The organism is Leptospira ellinghausenii (assembly GCF_003114815.1).
In the GTDB taxonomy this organism is placed as follows: domain Bacteria; phylum Spirochaetota; class Leptospiria; order Leptospirales; family Leptospiraceae; genus Leptospira_A; species Leptospira_A ellinghausenii.
This window is the reverse complement of record NZ_BFAZ01000009.1, coordinates 846606-867917: the sequence shown is the minus strand read 5'-3', so window position 1 is coordinate 867917 and position 21312 is coordinate 846606. Positions and strand designations below refer to the sequence as shown.

General features: G+C 39.3%; 16 protein-coding genes. 10 read left to right on the top strand and 6 right to left on the bottom strand.

Annotated elements, in window-relative coordinates:
* The first annotated feature begins 3 nt into the window (after positions 1-3).
* Both DI076_RS12550 and DI076_RS12545 read left to right on the top strand, forming a co-directional pair.
* A complete protein-coding gene (locus tag DI076_RS12550) occupies positions 4-1500 on the top strand; it encodes a sigma 54-interacting transcriptional regulator (RefSeq protein ID WP_108960169.1) in 1497 nt (498 codons plus the stop codon).
* Between the two features lie 62 nt (positions 1501-1562).
* A complete protein-coding gene (locus tag DI076_RS12545) occupies positions 1563-2630 on the top strand; it encodes an OmpA family protein (RefSeq protein ID WP_108960168.1) in 1068 nt (355 codons plus the stop codon).
* Here DI076_RS12545 and DI076_RS12540 read toward each other — a convergent pair.
* From DI076_RS12540 to lepB, 3 genes are read right to left on the bottom strand one after another with little or no spacing between them, the layout of a single operon-like run.
* A complete protein-coding gene (locus tag DI076_RS12540) occupies positions 2620-4506 on the bottom strand; it encodes a motility associated factor glycosyltransferase family protein (RefSeq protein ID WP_108960167.1) in 1887 nt (628 codons plus the stop codon). The genes DI076_RS12545 and DI076_RS12540 overlap by 11 nt on opposite strands.
* Positions 4507-6318 (bottom strand): PASTA domain-containing penicillin-binding protein, encoded by a 1812-nt coding sequence (locus tag DI076_RS12535; RefSeq protein WP_108960166.1) that lies wholly within the window; start codon positions 6316-6318, stop codon positions 4507-4509.
* A gap of 2 nt (positions 6319-6320) precedes the next feature.
* Positions 6321-6920 (bottom strand): signal peptidase I, encoded by a 600-nt coding sequence (gene lepB / locus DI076_RS12530; protein WP_243395950.1) that lies wholly within the window; start codon positions 6918-6920, stop codon positions 6321-6323.
* A 95-nt stretch (positions 6921-7015) separates the two neighbouring features.
* Here lepB and thrC point away from each other — a divergent pair, with 95 nt between their 5' ends.
* From thrC to DI076_RS12515, 3 genes are read left to right on the top strand one after another with little or no spacing between them, the layout of a single operon-like run.
* Positions 7016-8365, top strand: a complete 1350-nt coding sequence (gene thrC / locus DI076_RS12525) for a threonine synthase (protein ID WP_108960165.1) — start codon at positions 7016-7018, stop codon at positions 8363-8365.
* A gap of 50 nt (positions 8366-8415) precedes the next feature.
* A complete protein-coding gene (locus DI076_RS12520; protein ID WP_108960164.1) occupies positions 8416-9126 on the top strand; it encodes a hypothetical protein in 711 nt (236 codons plus the stop codon).
* The gene (locus DI076_RS12515; protein WP_108960163.1) at positions 9126-10286 is read left to right on the top strand and encodes an LIC10486 family protein; all 1161 of its coding nucleotides are present in this window, start codon (positions 9126-9128) and stop codon (positions 10284-10286) included. Before DI076_RS12520 ends, DI076_RS12515 begins: the two co-directional genes overlap by 1 nt.
* A gap of 75 nt (positions 10287-10361) precedes the next feature.
* On the opposite strand, the gene DI076_RS12510 is transcribed toward DI076_RS12515, so the two are convergent.
* Both DI076_RS12510 and leuS read right to left on the bottom strand, forming a co-directional pair.
* The gene (locus DI076_RS12510) at positions 10362-11399 is read right to left on the bottom strand and encodes a DUF6242 domain-containing protein (RefSeq protein WP_108960162.1); all 1038 of its coding nucleotides are present in this window, start codon (positions 11397-11399) and stop codon (positions 10362-10364) included.
* An 82-nt stretch (positions 11400-11481) separates the two neighbouring features.
* Positions 11482-14085 (bottom strand): leucine--tRNA ligase, encoded by a 2604-nt coding sequence (gene leuS / locus DI076_RS12505; RefSeq protein ID WP_108960161.1) that lies wholly within the window; start codon positions 14083-14085, stop codon positions 11482-11484.
* 555 nt (positions 14086-14640) lie between these two features.
* On the opposite strand from leuS, the gene DI076_RS12495 reads away from it, so the two are divergent.
* Both DI076_RS12495 and DI076_RS12490 read left to right on the top strand, forming a co-directional pair.
* Complete coding sequence (locus DI076_RS12495; RefSeq protein ID WP_108960159.1) at positions 14641-15429, top strand: ABC transporter ATP-binding protein; 789 nt, start codon at positions 14641-14643, stop codon at positions 15427-15429.
* On the top strand, positions 15426-17969 hold the full coding sequence (locus DI076_RS12490; RefSeq protein ID WP_108960158.1) for an ABC transporter permease: 2544 nt from the start codon (positions 15426-15428) through the stop codon (positions 17967-17969). Before DI076_RS12495 ends, DI076_RS12490 begins: the two co-directional genes overlap by 4 nt.
* Positions 17970-18052: 83 nt before the next feature.
* On the opposite strand, the gene fcpA is transcribed toward DI076_RS12490, so the two are convergent.
* Entirely contained in the window at positions 18053-18955 is a 903-nt protein-coding gene (gene fcpA, locus DI076_RS12485) for a flagellar coiling protein FcpA (protein ID WP_108960157.1), read from the bottom strand.
* A gap of 233 nt (positions 18956-19188) precedes the next feature.
* On the opposite strand from fcpA, the gene DI076_RS12480 reads away from it, so the two are divergent.
* From DI076_RS12480 to panB, 3 genes are read left to right on the top strand one after another with little or no spacing between them, the layout of a single operon-like run.
* The gene (locus DI076_RS12480; RefSeq protein ID WP_167396531.1) at positions 19189-20052 is read left to right on the top strand and encodes an ATP-binding protein; all 864 of its coding nucleotides are present in this window, start codon (positions 19189-19191) and stop codon (positions 20050-20052) included.
* A 4-nt stretch (positions 20053-20056) separates the two neighbouring features.
* Positions 20057-20530, top strand: a complete 474-nt coding sequence (folK, locus tag DI076_RS12475) for a 2-amino-4-hydroxy-6-hydroxymethyldihydropteridine diphosphokinase (RefSeq protein ID WP_100721611.1) — start codon at positions 20057-20059, stop codon at positions 20528-20530.
* Complete coding sequence (gene panB, locus DI076_RS12470; protein WP_108960155.1) at positions 20505-21311, top strand: 3-methyl-2-oxobutanoate hydroxymethyltransferase; 807 nt, start codon at positions 20505-20507, stop codon at positions 21309-21311. The genes folK and panB overlap by 26 nt, the downstream gene beginning before the upstream one ends.
* Position 21312: the final 1 nt, after the last annotated feature.

Genomic DNA, 21312 nt, shown 5'->3' with positions numbered 1-21312 from the left:
CCCATGTCTGTGAAACAGGATATTTCCGGTGCCTTAAGGAAAATCCAAAAAGAAATCCAACAACTTCCGAATATTACGGATCGATTGAATTTCATTTTGGATATGACACTCACTTTATTCGGTGCCTCAACGGGAAGTATTTCCATTATGGACCAAGAAGAGAAGGTCCTTACTATTGTTGCTGCCAAAGGTATGGACTGGGAGAAAAAAATTGCAGCAAAATTACCCTTTAACTTAGGTGTGACTGGTCGTGCCGCCTCCACGAGGGAAATCACATATGTTCCCGATGTTACCTTAGACAAAGATTATGTAAAACTCATTGAAACTGTTCGTTCCGAACTTGCCATCCCACTTCTGACAAGAGACTCTGTTGTAGGAGTTCTCAATTTAGAATCAGACAAAGTAAACTTTTTTTCACCAGATATCATCAACCAAGCAACTCTATTTGCGTCCCAGCTAACGATTGTGATTCTAGAGGAAAGAATTGCAAAAGAAGCCTTTGAAAAATCCAAACGGGAAGAAGACCCTGTTGAAGAAATTTTAGGTTATGATCCAAGTATTTTGTTTTTGAAACATAGAATTCGTCAGGTTGGTCCTTCTGATATTTCGGTGATGATCATTGGCGAAGAAGGTGCAGGAAAAAAATTAGTTGCGAAAGCCCTACATTATATTTCCCAAAGGAAAAATGCTCCTTTTCATACGGTAGATTGTTCGGGACTTAGTTATGAATTATTAGAAGCGGAACTTTTTGGAAGTTTTAGTGGTAAAATCTTCAATCCAGGAAAATTGGAACAATCCAATACTGGTTCCTTATACATTGAATCAATTGGAGATTTACCTTCCAATTTACAAAATAAACTGTTTCAAACTTTAAGTGATAAAACCATTCCAAATCCAACATTAAAGAAAAAAGACGAAGTTCTTAATATCAGAATTTTTACAGGTAGCAAACGAGACCTTTTGGAAGACATTCAGAAAGAAACGTTTTCCATGGATTTATATTACCGCCTAGCGGAAGTTCCACTTCGTATGCCACCGTTACGTGAAAGAAGAGGAGATATACCACTCCTTGCACACCATTTTTTATACCAATACAATAAACAATATGGAAGAAACAAATCCTTTTCCACCGAAGCACTTAAGTCATTAACAGGAATGCCCTGGAGTGGAAATGTAAGACAATTACAAAGTTTCATTCAATATGCAGTCCTTGTTCCACAAGAGACTGTGCTTGAACCATATTCATTCCAACAAGATGGAAAACGTGAGGAAGAAACACGGACGAAAGTATCTGGGTTCGGTGTGGGGACAGAAATTCTTACTCCAAGTGAGAACTTATCTTTGAACCTAGCGATTGAAAAACTTGAGGCAATTTGGATCAAAGAAGCCTTTCAAAGGGCCTCCACCCAAGAAGAGGCAGCAAAACTTTTGGGGATCAGCCGTGGATCTTTGCAATATAAGCTCAAAAATAACCAATTTCTCGACGGTTTCAGCGTTTGATCCTAAGAAAAGGATGGATCGATAGGCCTCTTTGGTCGATAGTATAAGAAAGGAGCTTCGAAGTGGCAGAAAGTTATTACCGTACCATCAATGGTAAACAATACGACAATGAATTGTTAGAAATCGTTGAGAAGGCCACCAAACGTAGCAAAGCTCCTATTGGCAAAAACATCGCAAAAACATTATTTGATGCCATCAAAGATGGTGGTGATTATACAGACGTAGAAAAACGAACTGTAAAACACATCCGCGACAATTTTAAATTTTCTCCAGATGCCGACGAATACTTACGATCTGAAATTCGAAAATGGGCGGCAAAGATTTCTGTTCCCGCTGCAAAGAAAAAAACTCAATCCAAATCTTCGAATCCCAAAGAGTCTTCCTCTAAAACAAAATCCACTCGTAATAAAAAAACATCTATCTCTGTAAACGAATCAGAATCTTCCTATATGGAAATTTATGATTCCAACGAAGACTCTGGTTACGAAGTAGCACCAACTCCCGAATACAACGAACTTGTTGCACTCAATAAATTTCAAATCACTCCGAAACAAAGCCAGTTAGGAAAATTCATAGTCCTTGGTCTAATTGTATTATTTTTTCTTTTTCTAATATTCTTTGGCATTCGTAGTTGTAATCGTAATTCAAATGTTATCGATTCCAAACCAGGTAATAAAACCTCACAAGGACAAGAGTCTAGTTCACGATCATTAGAACGTGTAAGTTTACAATCTGGAACTGTATCGAATCGATTTGATTCCCAAGGAAAAGCCATTCGTTTCATCAACGATTTACAAATTCGTTTTATCAAACAAAGTATGGCAACTGAAGAGACTGCCTCTGATAAAATTGCAACTCTTGCCGAAGCTCTTAAATCCTATCCAGGAATCAAAATTCGAGTCAAAGGGCATACTTGTTTCATCGGAGAAATGGACGAAAATAAAATTTTGTCAGACGAACGTGCGAAATTTATCTATGATGAACTCATCAAAAATGGTGTTAACCAAAGCCAACTCGACTACCGAGGGTTTGGCGAAACAGCAGAAATTGATACGAACCAAACGGAAGCCGGACGTATCAAAAACAGAAGGGTAGATTTTACCGTTCTATCGGTCCTTCCTAAAGATTAGATTGTAAACGATACAAGGATTTTGTGAGCATCCGTTTGGTGGAACGAATGGACTCATACAATCCTTCGTATAAAAGTAATGATTTTTTTGCCACACCTAGTTGCGCGTTTTCCTTTTCTTCCAAACTCATGTGTTCATCATACCCTTCTGTAATCGTAAGAATCACTCTTTGGATTCCCAAACTCAAAATTTCATTTAATCCTTTTTTTTGAGATACCTCCTCATCGATCAAATCCATCCGTTTGATATCTTCAGAAAATGTTTTTGGATTGATTTGGTTTTTTTGGATTTGTTGGTATATCCTCTGCGAAACGGTAAGGCCTTGTCTCACAAGGATCAGAAATTCGATTAAAGATGTGATTGTATTTTGTATATCTGCGATTAGTAACGAACGTTCAAAAAAGGAAGAATTTTCATTTAATTTAGATTGGATCAACTTTTTTACATGCATTACAGACTGGATTTGTTTTTGATTGGAAGTATTCTCATTCAAAAATTCTTTTTGAAAACTTGAATGTTCCATCCCTTCTAACTTGGCACCAAACTTTGTTAAGTTGGTCCAAGGATTTTCCTTTGTATGATCTTCAAACCATTTTTTAAATATTAACATCTTTTCATTGGTGATATAGGTTTCATTTTGAATTCCCAAAACTTGTTTTTGGGGAAGGGCAAAAAGTTGTTTGTAATTGTGTTTTTCCCTTCGAAACTTTCGGGACTCCAGGTAATTTAATCTTTCTTCTAACACTGCTCCTTTTGAATGGGCAAGGCCTTTTGTAAAACTTAAATCCTGTCCGACCAAATACACTTTTTCGGCTCCCATCAGAGTTCCAAGACTTGCAGCATTGGTGGAAACAGAACCACCAAAGGGAACGGAACCAATTTCTCCAGCTGCAGTTTTTTCTAATAATTGGAGTAATGGAAAAGGAGAAGATGTCACAAAACCTTTGTTTGGTCCCATTTCCAATCTTAAACTAATATATGTGGAAGTAGGATCAAAAATTAAAATCCCTTCACCACTGTAGTCTTCCAAATATTGGCTATTTAACGCTTGAGGGTCTACTGAATAAATTAAATCAGGATCTACACCAAAAGATGTAAGGATGGGAACTGCAGTGTCCACAGCTAATAACAAAAATTGGTTTCGGTAACGAAGGATTTCAGGAATGGATTCGGACAAACTTGGACCTGCACAGGCAATGAGAACTTTGATTCCCTTCGCAATGCCAAATAAATCAGAGATAGGTCGAAACTTTGATAATTCAGGTAGGTTGTAACAAATATTTTTCGCCCATATTTTTTCAAACCGAGTCAGTGTTGCTAAGTTTACGTCCTTCTTGTGGAACATTTGTTCGGCGATAAGTTTCAGTTTAAGGTATTCTGATTCTTTCCATTGCCATGACCCACGGTGGGGAACAAAACTAATGGGGTGTGTTCCTTTGCCCTTAACTGCGTTTGAAAGTTGGTCTTCTAAATTGTCTCCTGTAACGAGAACAATTTTTCCACTTAAAAATGCTTCCGAGAAATCAAACTTTGACAAAGCCTCTTGTATTAGAAACGAAAATGGTTCCATCCATATGATCGTTACTTTGGATCTTTCTAATAAATATGGTATGATATAACCAATACCTGCACCAAACAATAAATAAATACGTTCGGTTCCATCGTGTGGAAGTTCCGCAACAAAACGTGTGGCTTCTTTTTTAGGATCAAATTGGCTGTGGATCCAGACCCCGTTAATTTCCAGAGTATCATCACCTACTTTGGATTTGACTCGTTTGTAATGAGTTCCTTCCAACATGGAGTGATCATTCTGAATCAACTCAGAAATTTGGGAAGGTAAACAGGCTAAATTTTTGGAAAAAAAGGATTCGTTCACTTACGGTTCCAAAACAATCTTAACGTTTACATTCGGAGAGAGAGAAGTATTTGGTTTTGGATCTTGGGATTTGACAAAGCCGGATCCATCAAGAGTGTAATTCACTTTTAATTGTTTTAGTACTTGGATTACTTCCGATGCAGTTAGGCCTGTCATGTCAGGCATTTGTTTGGAATCTACCTTAAAGATTTTGTTCTTTTGGTTTTGTAATCGGTAAACCAGTGCCTTTTCACTTCTTTCAACAATTGGAATGATACTTTCTACAACCTCACGAAACACAGGAGCAGCAATTCCTCCTCCCGTATGTGCCTCACCACCTGGTTCATCAAAAACGATGAGACCAACATACTTTGGTTTGTCGGCAGGAAAAAAACCAAGGAAACTTGCCGTAAACAAACCCGCTTGGTAACCTTCACCTGCTTTCGCTTTTTGGGAGGTTCCCGTTTTCCCTGCGATGAAGTAGTTTTCTAAATAGGCCTTTTTTCCTGTTCCTTGGGAGACTGCTTTGCCCATTGCATTTAGTGTTTTTGATGCCGCGCCAGGTTTAATTCCGATTAATTCAGATTTGGTGGAAAATTCATGCACCAACTCACCATAAGAATTAGTGATTTGAGAAACAACACTTGGTTCAAATAATATACCACCATTCACAACGGCAGCAGCTGCGGTGATCAACTGAATTGGTGTTACCGAAACTCCTTGTCCTATCGACAAAAAATACGGTGTACTTTTGTTCCATTTGTTTTGTGGAGGTAGATACCCTTTTGCTTCATGAATGGAAAAATTGGTCCTTTTTCCAAATTTGAAACTATCCAAATAACGATAGTAAGTTGCTTCATCAATTTTTTGGGCCGCTTTGATGATACCAACATTACAAGAATATTGAAGTATTTCATCTAAATTGACATGCCCATGGTTGTCTGTGCAACGGATCACAGTTTTCCCAATTTCAATGTATCCAGGACAATGGAATCGTTCTCCTGGTAGAATTTTTCCTTCATTTAACAGCATTAATGCGATAAATATTTTCATTGTGGAACCAGGTTCATACACATGTCGGATGGACCAATTGGTATGGGATTCCACTGGAAAGTCTTGGAAATGATTAGGATCAAAATTAGGAAAGGATGCCATTGCTAGGATTTTTCCTGTTTCAGTGTCCATTATCATTCCGATTCCACGTTTGGAGGCGGTTTGGAGAAAGGCTTTTTGTAAGGATTTTTCCAATCGATATTGTATGATACTATCTATTGTTAGGTGAACATTATTTCCTTTTGATGATTCAGCATCTGGTGTTGATAGCAGTTCCAAGTTATACAACATTTCAAGACCAGAGAGAGCTTTATCATCATCATAACCTGTAAATCCAAGTAAACTAGCAGCAAGACTTCCCTGTGGGTAAATTCGTTTGTATTCTTTTTCGACTCTTACACCTGGGAGTGAAAGTGCTTTGATTTTTTCTGCTTTGGATAATTCAATTTCTCTTTTTAATAAAAAATAGTTTTGTTTGTCTCGAATAGTTTCAATCAGTTTGTTTGTAGGAATTCCAAGAACTGGACCTAACTCTTGTGCGGTGAGTTCGGGATCATAAATATTAGTTGGATCAATTCCAACAGTTGCTGATTCTCGAGAGATCGCAAGTTCGATCCCGCGTCTATCGTAAATGGTTCCTCGTTGTACAAATTTATTTGCTTTTAAATTGATAATGTTTTCATTAAAGTAGGTGAGATACACAACCCGGAAAAACAAAACGACAAATAAAGATAAAATAAAATAGAAGATGTATTTAAAACGAAGTTTGTATTCTGTCATTGTTAAAAATAAAAGATTACCTTTCCTTTAATCTTTTCAACTGGTACGAGTCCAAACGATCTCGAGTCAGTTGAATACTGACGATTGTCACCGAGTAATAAATAATAACCAGGAGGGATTCTTCCTTGTTTGTCCATTGCAAGAAATGGAGAATGATGTCTGTTTAAAAATACAGAAGTTGAAGGTTCACTTGTGTACGTTCCTTTTGGAAGATAATTTTCCAAAAGTTCCATCGAATCGATCAGTACCCTGCCTGATTCAATCGAATAAAATTCGCCAGGTAAACCTATCACACGTTTGACGACAAGTTCGTCTTCCTGGCTCACAAATAAGACCAAATCTAATTTATTGATACTTGGATCTGTGTACAATAATTCCGTTCCAAAAAATTTGGCAGAGATGGCATATCCTCCCTTCCAGACAAAAACGACAGATCCATGTTCCAAGGTAGGATACATGGAATTCCCTTGGACCGAATAGATTTGGAATAAAAAGATACGGACAAACAGTAAGAAACAGAGAAATAAGAAGACGAAGAGGCTTCTTCTCACGTAACGTTTGATTTTACTCCACCAGTGGGGGCCTAAAGTTTCTGTTTCCATATCCATCAAAAAACGATAAAAATCATTCGTGCATTTTTCCCCTTTCCAAAGAATGGAAAAGGAAGTTTCCGTAAATCTGAAGCCTAGAGAAGTCTATGTCACTTACAAAATATCAATTCCGAGCACAGTTTCGCTGTACCAACGAATCCTGTCGCAAAACATACCCACTCCACCAGGTTATCTATTCCTGTTCCAGTTGTGGAGAACTTCTAAATGTAGAACATGATTTAGACAGCTTAAAAAAAATCCCAGCGGAAGAGTGGAAGTCCACATTCGAATCCCGTTTCCGTTCGAGCCAATTTCCCAATGCTTCTGGGGTTTGGGGCAAAAAAGAATGGGTTCTCCCCGAAATCAAAGAGGAAAACATCATTACGTCCGGGGAAGGGACAACCCATTTGTATGACGCTTCTCGTTTTGCAAAGGACCTTGGATTAAAGAGCCTTCATGTCAAACAGTGCGGAGTCTCACATACTGGTTCGTTTAAAGATTTAGGGATGACCGTTCTTGTCAGCCAAGTGAACCAAATGATTGCTGATGGAGTTCCCATTAAGGCAGTCGCTTGTGCATCGACGGGAGACACTTCTGCTGCTCTTGCTTCTTATGCTGCCAAGGCTGGGATTCCTGCTATTATTTTACTTCCAGCTAACAAAGTTTCAACGGCTCAACTCATCCAACCTGTTTCCAACGGTGCCATCGTGCTTGCCTTGGAAACTGACTTTGATGGATGTATGGCAGTTGTGAAAGAACTCACGCAAGAAAAGTCAATTTATCTAGCAAATTCCATGAATTCCCTTCGCATCGAAGGTCAAAAATCTATTTCTGTCGAAATCACCCAACAACTCGGATGGAATGTGCCTGATTGGGTTGTCATCCCTGGTGGGAATTTAGGAAATGTTTCCGCACTTGGAATGGGTTTTGAAATGATGTTCGAACTTGGTCTCATTCAAAAACTGCCAAGGATCATCCTGGCTCAGGCAAAAAATGCAAGTCCTCTCTATGAGTCGTTTAAGAAGGGTTTTGCGGAGTTCTCTCCCGTCACTGCTGAAAAAACCTTAGCGTCTGCGATCCAAATTGGAGATCCTGTTTCCGTGAAAAAAGCGATCCGTGTTCTGAAAAAATTCAATGGAATTGTAGAGGTGGCAACGGAAGAGGAATTAGCGAACGCAAGCGCAAGAGGGGATTTGTACGGACTCTATAATGACCCTCACACAGGTGTGGCACTTGCTAGTTTATTAAAATCAATCCAATCAGGAGTGGTCAAACAAGGCGAGTCTGTTGTTGTGATCTCCACCGCCAATGGTCTCAAGTTCACTGAGTTCAAACTTGCCTTTCACGAAGGGAAAATTCCTAAGGTGGATGATACCTTAAAGAATGTGATTTTACCTTGTAAGCCAACCTTATCGGGTGTGATGGAAATCCTCGGTAAACATTTGAAGAAAACATAAATCGCTAGACAAATCTCCACTTCGCTGGCAATTTTTTTAAGTTTACCGGTATGTCCCAAGAGATTTTTCTCAGTCCAGATTTTTGTCGAACTGTGGATCAGGCTGTAGAGGCTGGGAAAAAAATTTCCATGATCACCTATGTGATGGGAGACATAGGTGAGGCAAAACTCAAATACATTTTGTTACGAATTTTGCGTTCCTTAGATCGCGAAGACCTGATGGAACTCTTTTACACAGCTGCAAAAGAGTTAATAGTCAATTCTACGAAGGCAGCAATCAAACGAATCATTTTTGAAGAACTCCAACTCAATATCCAAAAATTAGAGGATTATGAAGAAGGAATGAAACTCTTCAAATCAAGTTTGAATGAACGCAAATTTCCCACTTATAAACAAAAAATGAGAGAATCGGGACATTTTGTTAAAATCACTTGTATTTACAAAAAAGACAAAATAGATTTAGAAATTCGAAATAATTTTCCATTATTGCCAATTGAAGCAGAAAGGGTAAAAGAAAAGTTTATCAATGCTAAAAAGTATGATAATCTATTCGAGTTCTTTATGGAACATGGTGATAGTACAGAAGGAGCAGGAATGGGAATCACAATGGTAGAAATATTATTGTCTCAATCTGGTTTTGATCGTCGTTTATTTTCAATATACTCATCAGAAAGGAAAAAGGAAACAGTAGCGCGTGTCGAAGTTCCATTACATGAAATACCAAAATCAAATGGAATTACCGAACAACTGTTTGTAGAATAATGTCAGAATTAAGTACAAAAGCAGACCAATTAAAAAGACAAGCAGACCTTCTCGGTTTGACAAGAGAAGCTGTGTTTACTGATGAACAAGCTAAAGAAGTTCTACAGGGAAAAATCACAGATGGTTACTTGGTAAAAGTAAAAATTGATTTGGACAGTTTGAACGGTATGGTTCTCATTTTAGTATCCTCCATCCGTAAACACATTATGGAACTCTATGCAGTTGTGGGAACGTCTCCCACCTTTCGTAGGATTCGCACGTTCGCTGATCATGTGCAAATTTCAACAGACTTAGGTGACATTGGTAAAACAGGTGGGTATGATCCTGCTATTTCCGAAAACATTGGTCGTGCCGTTCACCGAGCCTTCACCAAAGAGAAGTTAGAGGAACTCCTGCCCCTATGGCAAAAGAAGGATCCTTCACATATCACGGAACTTTTAGAAAATCCAATCCTTATGGCAACCAAGGGAAGAAATATCAAACTCCAAGCCGAAGTAGATAAAATTTCAACTGCAAAGTTTAGATATGAAAATCCAATGAAAGGAGTCATCCTTCCGATTCCAAAACCAGAAGACGAGGCACCAGCCGCACAAGATGCTTCTGTTCCTTCTGTTTCCACCGAACTTCCCAAAGGTGAAGGTTCTGCTTTGGATCGACAAATTGCACAATTTCGTACTGGTTTTCCAAAAGAACTTAATATGAAAACTGTCATCTCACCTATCAATGGAATCGAGTTTGATAACTTAATGGAAGGAATGGAAATTTTATTTCGAGTTCCAACGGAAACACCTGAAGGACTCACTAATGCACAAATATTGGGTCTCATAGACGAGGAAGGTAAAATCAAAAAGGAACCTGTTGTGGGTAAATTCCTTGGGATTGCGAGTAACAAAACCGAATACCATATTTTTGCAGAAGGACCGAATCAATATTTATTCCATTCGATTGAAGAACATCCAGTAAAAGTGGCAATTCCAAAGCCTACATCCATTGCCGGAACGGGAAACAAAACGGGAGCTGGCCAAACTCAAAAGAAAAAAGTAGGAAATGCACCACAACAAGAGTCAAAATCTTCAGGTGCCAACTTATTTATGTTAATGGGAGCCTTCATCACCATCGTTCTGATTGGTGTGCTTATCTTTGTGATGGTGATTTTGTAAAGGGATATGCCAATTAATAAAAAGTATTTGTAATTCATATCTTCCTATTGGAAAGATAAGAATTACAAAAATGTATTAATTCTTTTTCCAGCTCGCCCATTGGACGCGATTGGTTCCAGTCCCATCAATCGATACGATTACCCAAGTGTCTTTTCCAAAAGCAATTCCTTTCCAGGAATTGTTAGCTGCTGTTGCTCGTGCAGTCCAAGAAATTCCATCTGTGGATGTCATAATTCGATTGTTACCCGTAAATGATGCGGCCATAAACAATCCATTTCCATACATAACTTCATACCATTCATTTTGTTCTGATGATGCATGGGGAGTCCAATTGATTCCATCAGTTGATGTCATCACTCGATTTGTACCTGTTCTAGCAACCGCAACAAATTTTCCTTTTCCAAAGGTGACAGAGCGCCAGTCGTTTAGTTCAGCCGATGTTTGGAGCGTCCAATTGATTCCGTCAGTTGATGTAGCAACTCTGTTGGTCCCACTTCCTGCCACAGCTACAAATAGATTGTTTCCGAAAGTTACACTGTGCCATGCAGAAGCACCTGGGTTTGTTCGGGTTGTCCAAGTGATACCATCTGTTGAAGTTGCCCAGCTTCCTCCACTTGCGACCGCAACAAAGATTCCATTTCCAAACGTAACCCAATCAAAATTACTACTTGGACTAGTGCGTGCAGTCCAAGTGATGCCATCAGAGGAGCTCATGATTCGATTTGTTCCACTATTTGCAACAGCTACGTAAATATTGTTACCATAGGCAACGCTGAGCCATTGGTTTGCCTCAGAAGCTGATCTTGCTGTCCAAGTAATTCCATCGTTAGAGGTCATCACTCGATTGGTTCCATCTTGTGAAACAGCAACAAATTGATTGGAAGCAAACAAAATCCCTGCCCAAACATTTGCCTCTGTGGCTTGGGCCAAAGTAAAACTACTGAGTGAACATGACTCGGGGGAAGTTTCACATGTTTTTGACGCATTTAATAAAAGTAAGGCTTCTAAGAAAGTGCGAGAATCGTTATTTGATTTCGAATAACAAGAATAAAATAGGAAAAAAAATACAAATGATAAGGAAGAGAAACGAAATAGAAAACTACAATTGAACACGAGATACCTCAAAAAATTTAAATCAAACCTCCATTACTAGAATGGGATCTGTGTTAGATTGCAAGAGATTATTTATCGTATTTTAACCCGCAACGACGATGTTGACAAGTTTGCCTTTGACATAAATTTCTTTTTTGATTTCTTTTCCGACCCAGAAAGCTTTTGCCTTTTCCACTTCTTTTGCAAGGGATAAGGCATCTTTTTCTTCAATTTCTCTAGGTGCTAAAAATTCCCCACGCATTTTGCCGTTCACTTGGACAACGATGGTGATGTTGGCATCCACTAAATACTTTTCTTCCCATTTTGGATACGGATGGTATGCAAGAGATTCTTTGTGTCCTAATTTTGCCCAGAGTTCTTCTGCTAGGTGAGGTGCAAAAGGAGACAATGCCAAAACAAAAGGTTCTAATACTTTTTTAGGTTTTCTTGGATTACTTGTGAACTCATTGATGAAGATCATCATTTGGGAAACAGCAGTGTTAAACGAAAACCCATCGATATCATCTTTTACTTTTTTAATGGTACGGTGTAGGGTTTTGAGCTCAGCTTCATTTGGTTCGATATCTTCTACAAAGAAGGATTCGTTTTCTCCTGAGTGAAAGAGTCGCCATACTCGATTTAAAAATCGGAACACACCATCCACACCATTTTTACTCCAAGGTTTGGACATCTCAAATGGGCCCATAAACATTTCAAAGAGTCGTAGTGTATCAGCACCATATTCAGAGACTACGTCATCTGGATTGACTACGTTTCCACGTGATTTGGACATTTTGCCTTTGTCTTCCCCAAGGATGAGGCCTTGGTGGACTAATTTTTTAAATGGTTCTTGTGTGGATACATGTCCCAAATCAAAAAGAATTTTATGCCAAAACCTTGAGTATAACAGGTGTAATACGGCATGTTCTGCTCCACCCACATACACTTCTACTGGCATCCACATCTTTTCAAGTGTTGGATCAATGAGTTTGTCATTGTTTCTTGGATCAATGTAACGAAGATAATAATAACAAGAACCGGCCCACTGTGGCATCGTATTGGTTTCTCGTTTGCCGATTTCCCCTGTTTCTGGATCCTTATAAACTAACCAATCTTTCGCAAGGGCAAGAGGAGATTCACCTGTTCCAGAAGGTTTGAATTCTTCCAAATCAGGAAGAACTAAAGGAAGTTCAGATTCTTTCAGGGCTTTTGGTGTTCCGTCTTCAAAATGCACAAGAGGGATGGGCTCTCCCCAATACCTTTGTCTGGCGAAAAGCCAATCTCTGAGTTTGAATTGGATTTTTTTACGGCCTACAGATTTTTTCTCTGCCCAATCCACCATTGTTTGGAACGCATCTTTGTATGATTTTCCATCTAACTGCACTTCTGCGGAAGAGGAGTTGATACAAACTGATTCTTTGGAATCAAAGGCAAGATGTGGTTCCATTTTTCCATCAATCACTTGTTTGATGGAAAGTTGGAATTTCACGGCAAAGTCATAGTCTCTTTGGTCATGTGCTGGAACCGCCATAATGGCACCCGTTCCGTAAGAGATTAATACATAATCAGAGATGTATATGGGAACATTCACTGAAGGATCGGTTGGCAAACTGGCATAACTACCCGTGAATACACCCGTTTTGTCTTTATTCAGTTCGGTTCGTTCTAAATCACTTTTTAGAGAACAATCCTTTTGGTAAGTTTCAACAGCTTTCTTTTGTTCCGCTGTTGTGAGTTCTGCTACCAATGGATGTTCTGGGGCAAGGACTAGGTAAGTGGCACCAAAAATCGTATCAGGACGAGTGGTATACACAGTGATGTCTTTTTTTAAGGAAGGAACGTGGAAGTTGAGTTCCAAACCTTCAGACTTCCCAATCCAGTTTCTTTGCATCTCAAGTGTAGAAGGCGGCCATTCACAGAGAGAAAGATCGTTTAATAATCGTTCGGCGTAAGAGGTGATGCGCATCATGTATTGGCGCATGGGTTTTCGTTCGACTGAATACCCTTTGGATGTCCATTCTTCGACTTCTTCGTTCGCAAGAACCGTTCCGAGAGCTTCACACCAATTCACCGGGATATTGGCTTCGTACACCAATCGGAAATGGGACAAAATGTCCTCTTTATCTTTGCGTGATTTGGATTTCCATTCGGAACCTGTAAATTGGATTCCTTTCGGAAGTTCTACCCCTTCAAAATAGGTGGATCCTTCGGTTTCCAAGGTTTTTTTGAGTGTGTCGATGGGTACAGCTTTGTTTTGTTTCCTGTCAAAGTAGGAATTGTAGATCTGTAAAAAAATCCATTGGGTCCATCGGTAATAGTCCGGATGGGTGGTGGAGATTTCCCTTTCCCAGTCATAGGAAAGACCAAGGCTTTTGATTTGGCGACGGAAGGTATTGATGTTATTTTTTGTGGTGGTACGTGGGTGAATGCCCGTTGTCATCGCATATCGTTCTGCAGGCAGTCCAAATGCATCCCAACCCATGGGGTGTAAAACCTCGTATCCTTCCATACGTTTGAGTCTTGAAATGATGTCAGTGGCTGTGTATCCTTCTGGGTGGCCTACGTGAAGTCCAGCACCACTTGGGTAAGGAAACATGTCTAAACAATAGTATTTAGGTTTGGATGAGTGTGCGTTTGTGCGAAAGGTCTGGTGGTCGTCCCAGTATTTTTGCCATTTTTGTTCAATATCTTGGAATGGATAATTCATCGACTAACGTAGAGAAAGTGTAGTTAATTCTACTTTCTCACGGAGTCGATGATTTTTACAAGCTTTTTGAAACTCTTGGACAAACAAACTTTGCAGAGATTGTATTGATAAAGGGTAGTGACGGAGCCACATTCCGCACAAGGTTTAACATTATTGATTTTCACATTCATAAAGTCTGCAGTATTTATCTTTGTATTGCATTCGAGCATTCTATATTTACCTGTATGAGTCCGCTTATCGACAGTGCTGTTCATAACTTCCCAAAAATCCCCAAAAAACGGGAGAGGGGAAACACTACGATGAAGTTACTTTATATGAAACCCACCCTTTGGGGTCAAAAAAAATTAGGATGTACACACAAAAAGATAAGGAATTTTTTCTAAATTTTTTTTTGCCGAGGTGCAATAGAGTTGGAACGAAAATGAGAATTAAAAAAAAGATAATTGTTATGAAAAAAATTGAAAAATCATTGTTAGGTGGCATTTTATTGAATAAATGCCCGATATTAGTCATGCGTTATGTGTTAGATGGTAATTAGTTTGGGGGAAAAACCTAGTGTTAGAATTTAAAAATGTGTTCAAATCATTTCACAATGAAGAAGAAACGATTGATGTGTTGAAAAATATTTCATTTCGTATGGAAACTGGTGAATTTGTAGCGATTATCGGCCCTTCTGGTTCAGGTAAATCCACTCTTCTTGGTGTTGCAGCGGGTCTTGATAAACCTGATACAGGGATCGTTTCACTCGATGGAATTGATCTAACCAAACAAAATGAATCCAAACTTGCAGATATACGTGTTGATCAAATTGGATTTATCTTTCAAAACTTCCAATTATTGCCTGGACTCAATGCAATTGAAAACGTTGGGATTCCATTGTACTTAAAATCATCACTTTCTGAGAAAGAAATCTTAAAAAAAGCAGAAACTATTTTGGAATCTGTGTCTATGTCTCACCGTGCAACACACTTCCCAAAACAACTGTCAGGTGGAGAAGAACAAAGGATCGCCATTGCACGAAGTTTTGTGAACGATCCAAAGATTATTTTTGCAGATGAACCAACGGCAAACTTAGATTATAAAAATAGCAAAACGATATTAGACCTATTATTGTACAGGAATAAAAAACAAGGAACAACTCTTGTTGTGGTCACACATGATCCAGATGTGGCAAAACTAGCAGACAGGGTTCTCGAGATGAAAGATGGAGAAATCATCTCGGATTCGAAGAACAAACAATCCTCAGTCAGTCGAAAAAATTCCTTTAAGTCAAAATCATCTTCGCAAAAAACAATCACCAAACAGAAACAAACGACAAAACAAACAAAGAAGGTAAGTCGATGAAGGCTTCCCTCTTTCGTTTTTACTTAAAACGTGAGCTTTTTTCGCGGTTTCGGTATTCTATCCTCATTGTTGTCTCCATAACACTCGGTGTGGGTTCTGTGATTGGCATCCATTCCTATAAGGACAATACGGCAAATGCCATTAGGAAAGAGGCAAAATCCATTATGGGTGCCGATCTTGCCTTACAATCCCCCCAAGAAATCACTAATTCTGCTAAGGATTTATTGAAAAATCGCCTTCCGAAAGGAGCCAAAACCAGTGCTTCGATCCAATTTTTGTCCATGATTTCCAATGAATCTGGTTCTGAAAATTCTCTCAGTTTCGTAAAAGGAATCGAAACAAGTTACCCCTTTTACGGGGAAATGAAAACCGAACCAGAAGATGCGTATCACAATCTAAAACCAAACCAAGTACTCTTAGATCCTTCTCTTGTCGAAAACTTAAAACTGAAACTCGGTGATCGTGTTCGATTGGGTGATAGCCTTCTTGTACTTGCTGGTGTAGTATTAAAAGAACCAGGTGCAGTTGGATCTTTTGTAGGTTCGGCTCCTGGTTCTATCATTCGAAAAGACACTGCGATCCAAACAGGACTTGTGCAACGAGGCAGTCGCATCCGATATACGATCTATTTACAATTCCCTGAATCCACCGATACTTTGGATTGGAAGGACAAAGAGTTTGAGTCCTTTATCAAAGAAGACTTAACCATTTATCACAATACAGAAGTCAATTCTGGATCCCAACAGTTCATCAAAAACACATTTGATTATATGGCTCTTCTTGCTCTTGCAGGATTTTTTCTAGGAGCCATTTCTGTGTATACAGCTGTTCGCACAAGGTTACTCGAAAAACGGAATGAAATTGCGATTCTTATGTGTCTTGGTGCCAAACCCAATATCATCCTTTTGTTAGTATTTTCGGAAATACTGATCCTTTCACTTTTAGGAACAGTTTTTGGACTCCTACTAGGAATCTTCATCCAATCTTTATTACCTGATATCAGTGGGATCATGTCGGTTGGGACTAACGTCATCCTTGGACTTTCCGCATCGTCTCTTTTATGGAGTTTTGTGTTAGGTGTGATTTTACCTCTCCTCATCTCGATTCCACTTGTCTTAGAAACAAGGTCGGTGAAACCTTTAGCTGCACTGAAAGAAGTAGAATCACAAACAAGTGGGAACTTATCCTCTTCTTATTGGCAATTTGGTTCCTTTGTTTTGATTTACTTTCTTTTCACAAGTCTTGCGATCTTAGAAACAGAAAGTATTTTTAAGGGAATCCTCTTTACACTTGTTTTGTTAACCTTACCTCTCCTTGTGTACGGATTGTACATACTCTTTGGAACTTTCCTTCAAAAAATTTCAAAATTAGGATGGTTATCGAAGGAGTGGAGCCTTGTGACAAAAAAAGTCACACGGAAATCAGGTGCCCTTCGCCTTTCCATCATTGGTCTTGGATCGGCACTCTTCATTTTGACACTCTCCCTCATCTTACAAGAAAGTTTACTTGAGTTAAGTGGAGCAAGGGAAATCGAACGAAGGCCAAACATGTTCCTTCTCGATATCCGAGAAACGCAGAAAGAGGCACTACTCCAAACAATTTCCAAGTTCCCTGTTGAAAAACAATATGTGGCTCCCGTGATTGGAGCTCGTTTGTCCAAGGTGAATGGAGAACCTGTCAAAAAAGAAGACACCATCAAAAATGCAATGGACCGCAATTGGCGAGCCACTGCGAGAACACGTGAATACTTTTTGTCGTACCGCGATTCTTTGTATGATACAGAAGAAGTGACCAAGGGGAGTTGGTGGAAAGAAACAAGCCAAAATGAAATTTCCGTGGAACGAGATTTTTCCTCCTATTTGCAAGCAGGCATTGGGGATGAGCTTACCTTCAATGTACAAGGGAGAGAAGTCTCTGGAAAAATCACAAACCTTCGTTCGGTGAACTGGGCGGATATGAAACCCAACTTTGTGGTTTTATTTTCCAGAGGGATTTTAGAAAAAGCTCCTAGGTTTTATATTGTTTCCTTACTCATTGATAAAGGAACGGATCGTTACCAATTACAAAAGGTCATTGTGAATCAGTTCCCCAATATTACAGTGATTGACACGGAAAAAACAATCCAAGCCTTTATGGGAATTTTGGAGAAGGTAACACAAATGATGGCGCTTATGACGATCTTTATCCTCGCGGCATCCTTTGTTTTAGTCTTTACCACACTCTATGCAAGCCAATCCGAACGAAAACGGGAATTTGCACTCTTACGTGTGATTGGAGCAAACAGTCGTTTTATGGGAAAACATTTTTTACGAGAGGCATTCCTTGTTTCAGTGATTTCGTTTTTACTCGGACTTGTGTACGCTGTGGGATCCAACGAAGTATTAAACCGATCTGTATTGGAACTTCGCAGTGTGTATCCTTATGGACAACTTTGTTTGGTATTGATTGGGATTTGTTTTGTGACGGTGACTTTGTATAGCTTAGGGCTTTTTAGTTTCTTTCGATTACCAACAAAGACAGTTCTTAAGGAAATTAAATAGTAGAAAAGTGTTTCTATGCACTCCAAACAAAAAAGCCCGGGGTTTGAAACCGGGCTTTCTCATTGAAAGAGATGTATTCGGGATTATTGTGCTACCGAAATAACCTCATCTCGGTTGATTACGTTAACGATATGTTTGTATTCAGGAGAATCCTTTCCATATTTTAACTCGGTTGCACGTAATAAGTGAACGTTCTTTTTGTAACGATACTTGAAGAGCATGTCATCTGGACCTTTTGTCTTTTTGATCATGTTTTCTTCGAAGCTATATGCACTTGCAAGATACTTGTGAGCAGGGTACTCTTTCTCGTTGTCATCGATTTCGATGTAAAGTTCAAGAATTGGGATACACTGAGGAAGGTTTTGTAGGTCATACTCAGCCATAATCCAAGAACGATAAACGTCAGAAAGAAGTCTTTTGAACTCAGGTCTTTCTCTTAAATCAGGGTTTTTAATTTCATCTAGGTGATTGATCGCTTTTGAAAAGTAATTGAGAGCGTCTTGTTTCGCTTTCATTTTTTCACGGTAAACAACTCGTTCTTCTCTGGATTTACGATCAACTTTTTGCCAGTACCATTTTTCATCTAAGCGTTTTTTCTCAGCTTCTTCTTTGCGGTACTGTTCCACCCAATCTCTATTTTTCATAACGGTGTTAACACCGGATTGGTAATTGGAAAGAGCCAATCGGAATTGGTTGTTTGCGAAAGTTTTAGAAAGTTGGTGTAACTCTTGGAAAGTTTTGTTATACCCTTTAAAGTCAGGGTTTTTCCAAAGAGATTCTTGTTCCATAATTTCTTTCTTTCTCTTTTTTTGGTCTTCGGTAAGTTCCGCATCGTCATTCTCAGGAACGAGTTCGCCTTTGAGAAGTTCGTCGACTTGGTCTTTAGCCGCTTGGCTATCTTGAGCGTTCGCAGGCTGAGTTTGTGCGAAAAGCACACTAAAGCCGGACACCAGTTGGAGAATAAGGAGATACTTAATAATCTTCATAGTCGTGTGACCCTTTTGTCTCTTTCAATATTTTGAAGAAATAGGTTTATCTATTTCTTCAATGAAAGTATCGGAATGGCAAGAGTCAATAATAACGAATTAAAGAGGAAAAAAACCTAATTGTGAACTTTTTCTTTCGATTCTCTTTGATTTAAAGGGACATAAGTCCTGATTCGCCTAAAAAATCTCATTCCTTGACAGCCTAGTGATTTAAAGAAGATTGCTCATTGGAGATGAATTTATCCGAAATTACTTCGATCCGAGACGGAAATCCGCAGTGTAAAACTTGCGGAGGAGTGGGCATTACCTTAGCAGAACACGTGAGGGGATCTCGTTCTGGAGCTCTTGTTTTATGCCATTGTATTGGTAGTGACTGTAACACATGTGAGGCGAAAGGACAACCTCCCTTTATGTCTTTCGACCGAAAACTGGACAAAATGCTTCCTTGTGTCTGTCATAATGCAAGGTTTTCCCTTCGTAATTTAGAAACTCTGGTAGAAAAAGCCAATATACCGGCGAGGTACCGTTTCCAATTTTTATCCACAATTGACATAGGGGATACGGCAAACGACCCAGATATGTCGTTTATCATTGCTCACGACTGGGCAAACGAACTCGTTCATAAATTTAAAAATCCAGATTTTACCCCGCAGGGGTTTTACCTTTGGGGAGGAACAGGATCTGGAAAAACCTTACTCGCTTGTGTGATCTTAAATGAACTTGTGTTTCGGTATGGAATTACATGTAAGTATGCAAAAGTAAACAAAGACTTTTTGTCTGCGATTCGGGATACTTACCAATCCGATAGCGAAACGCACGGGCAAGAACGTTCCATCGAACGGGAATTTGCAAACGTAGATGTACTTGTAATCGATGATTTTGGTGTGCAAAAGGAATCAGAATTCAACAATCGAAAGTTATACGACCTCATTGATAGTCGTTATGAACAAGAAAAACTCACTCTTCTCACATCCAATCACTCTCTTGTGGAATGGAGAGACCGTGGCCAAGGTCGGATTTACTCACGACTCATGGAAATGACTAAAGAAATAGAATTAAAATGCCCTGATTATCGTACGAAGTTTGTGAAGAGGTAAGACCATGAAGTATTCCAATATTGCCTTTCTTTCTTTGGGTTCCAACATCGGAGACAGGCACCATTTTATGGACCAGGCAATATGGGAAATCTCCACCTTACCAGAGTTACAGATTTTAAAACAATCAGAACGATTGGAAACCGCACCGTTAGAAAACACAAACCAACCTTACTTCTTAAATCAAATTGTAAAGGTAATGGTTTCTTCTGCTTTTACTCTTCCGTGTTTACTTGATTCCTTACAAGGGATTGAAGACAAACTGGGAAGAAAACGTAGGTCTTGGAAAGGACCACGTGAAATTGACATCGACATTCTCACTTACGAAGCTGTTGTTATGAAAACAGATTTTTTACATTTACCCCACCATTCCCTTTATTCAAGACCATTCATTAAACAATTGTTAACGGATATGGGTGAAATTGGTGTGTATGCCCTTTTTTCGGAACTCAACCATGAAAAACATTATTCTACAGTATAAAAAGAAATACGATGTTGGGGAACCAATCTCTGTCATCACCTGCTATGATTATACCTTTGCGACTCTTTTTAATCGCACCGATGTGGATTGCCTGCTTGTAGGTGATTCTCTCGGAATGGTCATCCAAGGGAACCAGTCCACACTTCCCGTTACACTGGATGAAATCATCTACCACACGAAGGCGGTTTGTAAAGGGGCTCCTGACAAAACGATCATTGCTGATTTGCCATTTTTGTCCTACCAAACCTCCATCGAAGAAGGCATTCGTTCCGCCGGCCGAGTGTTAAAAGAAACCAATGCTTCCTGTGTGAAATTGGAAGGGGACTCTGACTTTATCATCGAACTCACAAAACGGATGACCGAATCAGGAATCCCCGTGTTTGCCCATTTGGGACTCACCCCACAATCGGTACATACTCTTGGAGGACACCGTGTCCAAGGGAAAACAGAAGCGGCACGGAACAAAATGATCCGTAAATCTAGAGAAATTGCGGAAGCTGGTGCCTTTGCGTTATTACTCGAGATGGTGCCCGAATCTCTTGGAAAAGAAATCACAGAATCCATTCGGATTCCTACCATTGGAATTGGAGCTGGAAAATACACTTCAGGCCAAGTCCTTGTGATGCAAGACTTACTGGGACTCAATGAAGATTTCCATCCGAAGTTTTTAAAGAAATTTGGGAACTTAAGTGGTGCTGTGAAAGAAGCTGTGAATGCCTATCACAAGGAAGTGACGAAAAGAGAGTATCCTTCCGAAGCCCATGTGTTTTTAGATCAATAAT

What these genes read in the sequence shown, in the direction of transcription:
- panB (WP_108960155.1), top strand. Translation starts at nt 20,505, where the DNA reads ATGAAAAACATTATTCTACAGTATAAAAAGAAATACGATGTTGGGGAA.
- DI076_RS12490 (WP_108960158.1), top strand. Translation starts at nt 15,426, where the DNA reads ATGAAGGCTTCCCTCTTTCGTTTTTACTTAAAACGTGAGCTTTTTTCG.
- DI076_RS12515 (WP_108960163.1), top strand. Translation starts at nt 9,126, where the DNA reads ATGTCAGAATTAAGTACAAAAGCAGACCAATTAAAAAGACAAGCAGAC.
- folK (WP_100721611.1), top strand. Translation starts at nt 20,057, where the DNA reads ATGAAGTATTCCAATATTGCCTTTCTTTCTTTGGGTTCCAACATCGGA.
- thrC (WP_108960165.1), top strand. Translation starts at nt 7,016, where the DNA reads ATGTCACTTACAAAATATCAATTCCGAGCACAGTTTCGCTGTACCAAC.
- lepB (WP_243395950.1), bottom strand. Translation starts at nt 6,920, where the DNA reads ATGGAAACAGAAACTTTAGGCCCCCACTGGTGGAGTAAAATCAAACGT.
- DI076_RS12480 (WP_167396531.1), top strand. Translation starts at nt 19,189, where the DNA reads ATGAATTTATCCGAAATTACTTCGATCCGAGACGGAAATCCGCAGTGT.
- leuS (WP_108960161.1), bottom strand. Translation starts at nt 14,085, where the DNA reads ATGAATTATCCATTCCAAGATATTGAACAAAAATGGCAAAAATACTGG.
- DI076_RS12535 (WP_108960166.1), bottom strand. Translation starts at nt 6,318, where the DNA reads ATGACAGAATACAAACTTCGTTTTAAATACATCTTCTATTTTATTTTA.
- fcpA (WP_108960157.1), bottom strand. Translation starts at nt 18,955, where the DNA reads ATGAAGATTATTAAGTATCTCCTTATTCTCCAACTGGTGTCCGGCTTT.
- DI076_RS12550 (WP_108960169.1), top strand. Translation starts at nt 4, where the DNA reads ATGTCTGTGAAACAGGATATTTCCGGTGCCTTAAGGAAAATCCAAAAA.
- DI076_RS12520 (WP_108960164.1), top strand. Translation starts at nt 8,416, where the DNA reads ATGTCCCAAGAGATTTTTCTCAGTCCAGATTTTTGTCGAACTGTGGAT.